General features: G+C 42.5%; 3 protein-coding genes. 2 read left to right on the top strand and 1 reads right to left on the bottom strand.

The genetic code is table 11. The annotated features are described in order from the left end of the window. On the bottom strand, positions 1-1,291 hold a 1,291-nt coding region (locus KGY70_18600), incomplete at its 3' end, for a hypothetical protein (GenBank protein ID MBS3777213.1). Between the two features lie 764 nt (positions 1,292-2,055). Between KGY70_18600 and KGY70_18595 the strand changes: the two genes are divergently transcribed. Next, a complete protein-coding gene (locus KGY70_18595; GenBank protein MBS3777212.1) occupies positions 2,056-2,418 on the top strand; it encodes a hypothetical protein in 363 nt (120 codons plus the stop codon). Between the two features lie 487 nt (positions 2,419-2,905). After that, a complete protein-coding gene (locus tag KGY70_18590; protein ID MBS3777211.1) occupies positions 2,906-3,751 on the top strand; it encodes a sugar phosphate isomerase/epimerase in 846 nt (281 codons plus the stop codon). Positions 3,752-3,813: the final 62 nt, after the last annotated feature.

Raw genomic sequence — 3,813 nt, 5'->3', positions numbered from 1 at the left:
TGGTTGCAAAAATGCTCAGGCCGGCCGCCCACCAGGGAACATTCTGTCCGCCGCGAAAATAATCATTGGTATTTTTGTTGCGGAATGAGAAATATACCCCGATCAGCAACATGGCCAACAGGTAAATTCCCAGGGTAGCAAAATTGATGGCTCCGAACCGGGGTTCTTCTTTTTCAATTTCGATGCGGTAATTTTCAGGGGTTCTGGTCCTCGGTCTGATCTCGCCTCCCGGTATTATCACCGACTCATTCCATTTCAGGGCATTGGTTGTTACCAGATTAACTGGTGATTCGCCTGCTTTAACCCATGAATTGGTTATGGTGTGGTATGCCCATATATTTTTGGGGAATCCCGGGTGATCATCTTTCAGTGAATCGGCTTTGTCGAACAATTCACCTGTAGCTCCACCGAACACAAAAATGTGGCTTTGACCAATGGGAGCAGCAGGAGCTGCATTGAGGGGTACAGGTGCTTCCTTCTTTTTCTTCCAGAAATTTTCTTCTGTGCCGGCGAAATACTTTCGTGGATTGAACTCATAAAGGTCCTTCAGAAAATGCAGCTTGCCATTCTTCATATACCGGCCACTAACCACATAAATACACTGATCCTGACCATTATGCTGTGTGGCTGTGATGTTGTGGATGCGGGGTGGCCCGGGCCAGGGTGGAAGTTCCTTCCATTCAGCATCCAAACCGGAACCTTTAAGATCGCTTATATCCAGCATCCAGAAATTTTTCATGGCTGTAGCTGGATCTTGTCCACTGGAGCCTCCTGCAAGGTATACCTTGTCTTCAAAATAAGCAGCATCTCCGTAGGCGCAAGGTTCAGGGAGAGAAGGCAGATCGATGCGGGCAATACGCTCCTCTTCCGGGTTCCATTGCAGAAGAAAAACTTCACGATACACCGAGTCCCTGCTGTTTCCGCCCATACAGAGCAAACCATATTCAGTCATTACTGAGCTACCATAAGCCACGGGATGACCCAGATTTCCAGCATTCATCCAGCCATCATCTTCTTCCCCGAGGGGAAGCACCCAGATGTCACTGTGCCATTGTTTGTCTGATTCCCACCTGGGCTCCGGAAAATTGGCACCGCCTGCAAGAATAAGGGCTCCGTTGTGTATACCGCTAAAGGCCCCGGCAACGCCATAGTTATCAGATTGACCAGAAACAGCAGGCAGTTCAGGCAACTCTTCCCAGTTCAACACATTCATTTGCTGGCCAACAGCCATTTGTATACCGAGAATAACGGCCAGGAAAAATGATAAGTGTACTATGGAATATTTACTCAATAGAATTTTATTGTATGATCTTGTGTTTATTGTAATGGGTAAAATAAATATAAGAATGGTTAAATATAAGAAAATGTCAGTAAAACTCCAATCCCGCATTACCGAAGGGACAGTAACACTAAAAGCCACAAATAAAGACATTCAGTATTTTATTAAAAAAAACCTTACCTCAGTTTAACTTCCCACATCCCTTTCGTGAAAGTATACGTTCGTGTTTTTTGTTCTTCGAGAGTTTGAATTTTCCATTGAGAAAATGCGTTCTAACCCGAATTATTCTTGAATAATTCTGACGCTATTGAAAAACCTGACTTTTTGCTTCATTAAATTTCGCAAAAAGCCGGTTTATCTAATGCGGGGTTGCCTGCATCCATCCCGCAAACCATCCCGCATTCAAAAACTTCCCTACGTTCGTTTTTGAATAATGCAGGCTAATAGTTGAAACGGTATGGGCAAAGAATTTTTCCGTTTTTTTCATTAGTTTTGCAGCGCGAAAACGGATTGAGTTGGGAAATTTTCGAATCAAAAAACAAAGCAGAGACCATGAAAGAGAGTCAGAAATTTCATCTGCAATATACAGGGCAACATATTATATACATTCCTTCCCAAAGATCAGCAAGATATTCAAGATGTTGCTCACCACCAATAACAGGCAAAACACCCCTTTTTTAACCGGTGGAGGGTTAACGGATAATGAGAGAAAACAACTTAAACCGATGTCAAACGTTTATTAACAAGATGATCAATAATTTGAAGCGGGATAAACCATGGCATTATCTGACAAAGATACCGAACTTATTGAAGAATATCTGCTTGGCAAATTAAAGAAGGAAGAAACAAAAAAAGTCGAGGAACGGATACAGTCCGACTCCGAGTTTGCCGAAGAGGTAACGTTCATGCGTGATCTCATTTCTGCCACCCAGGAAAAAGGAAGGGAAATGCTTGAAGAAATTTTAGGGGAAGAAAAGGGGCAAGACGAAACACCACCCCCACCGGAAGAGCATATCGAAAAAAAGATGAAAGCAAAAGCCGGGTTGCGGAAAAAAATAATACGACACTTGCAGAAATACTGGATATATTATGCTGCTGCTTTACTCTTATTGCTGGCAGTGATCTTTTTTGCGATCTAAGTCGAGTCTGTCTATAATATCCGCTGGCTGCGTTACGCTCGTTTTTCATGCCAGTCAATTACATCTGGTAGAGACGTACGGCCGTACGTCTCTACATTTAGCATTCAAAACTCGCAAGCCTTGCCAGCGAACATTCTAGACGAGACTCTTTCAAATTTCTTTGACTTTATGGACAAACACTAAGTCGGCGAAATCCGGCACTTTACTCCCGTTATTTTCTCCCCCCTCAGAAAAAGCCAAAAATATACGTCAGGAGCTTTAACCGAATATTCATTGAGTTGGTCTTTTCGAGATATCCACTTCCTCGTCTAAGAGTATAGTGGAAATGTGCTCCTTGTCCGATACATATCCCAGATTAAAGAAATCAAAATTTTCCTGATTTTTTTGATCAATTCCCGGTAAAATATTAATTTCATGTCCTGAAAAAAACAAAATTTTTAAAACAATGAAACACATTACAAAAATCAGTAAACAACTAGTAATAGCCATGCTATCAGTATTTTTGCTTGGCTTGTTAAGTTCCTGCGAACAACAGCCCCAGGAAAAAGAAATCGGAATTCAGTTGTATTCCCTCCGTGAAGCCATGGGAGAAGCACCAAAAGAAACCATTAAGCAGGTAGGTGACATTGGCTACACATTTGTGGAACCGGCTGGCTACAGTGATGGAAAATTTTACGGGATGGAACCCGCAGAATTTAAAAAAGTAGTAAACAACGCGGGTATGGATATTCTCAGCTCCCATACCGGAAGGCCTCTGCCTGATGATGAAGACTGGGATGAAACAATGGAATGGTGGGATGAATGCATACAGGCCCATAAAGCGGTGGGTGCAGAATATATCGTTCAGCCTTTCATGGGTGAAAAAGGTTACAATAGCCTCGAAGGCCTCCAAGGTTATGTTGAATATTTCAACGCGGTAGGAGAAAAATGTCAGGAAGCCGGTATCCAGTTTGGTTATCACAATCATGACCAGGAATTTACAACCCAGTTGGAAGGAAATACCGTTTACGACTACATGTTGCAGAATACCGATCCGGAAAAAGTGTTTTTCCAGATCGATCTGTACTGGGCTGTTGAAGGCGGCGTTGATCCTGTGAGCTACTTTGAGGAGTACCCCGGACGATTCACCTTATGGCACGTTAAAGATGAAGCGGAATTAGGTGAAAGCGGTATGATGGACTTTGAAAGGTACTTTCAGTATGCCGAGCAATCAGGCATGCAGTATCAGGTTGTAGAAATTGAAAAATACAATTTCGAACCCATCAAGAGCGTAGAAAAATGCTATGATTTTCTAATGAATGCCGATTATGTGAAGGCGGATTATTCCAACTAAACGTATTTGGCTTATTTGAATACAAAAACTGTCCGGCAAATTCCGGGCAGTTTTTTTTGTTT

Source organism: Bacteroidales bacterium, from assembly GCA_018334875.1.
GTDB lineage: Bacteria > Bacteroidota > Bacteroidia > Bacteroidales > UBA12077 > JAGXLC01.
The sequence above is the reverse complement of the archived record's forward strand: the minus strand, read 5'-3'. Positions and strand labels throughout refer to the sequence as shown.

Excerpts from the sequence above, each read along its gene's own strand:
- KGY70_18595 (MBS3777212.1), top strand. The coding sequence starts at position 2,056 with ATGGCATTATCTGACAAAGATACCGAACTTATTGAAGAATATCTGCTT.
- KGY70_18590 (MBS3777211.1), top strand. The coding sequence starts at position 2,906 with ATGCTATCAGTATTTTTGCTTGGCTTGTTAAGTTCCTGCGAACAACAG.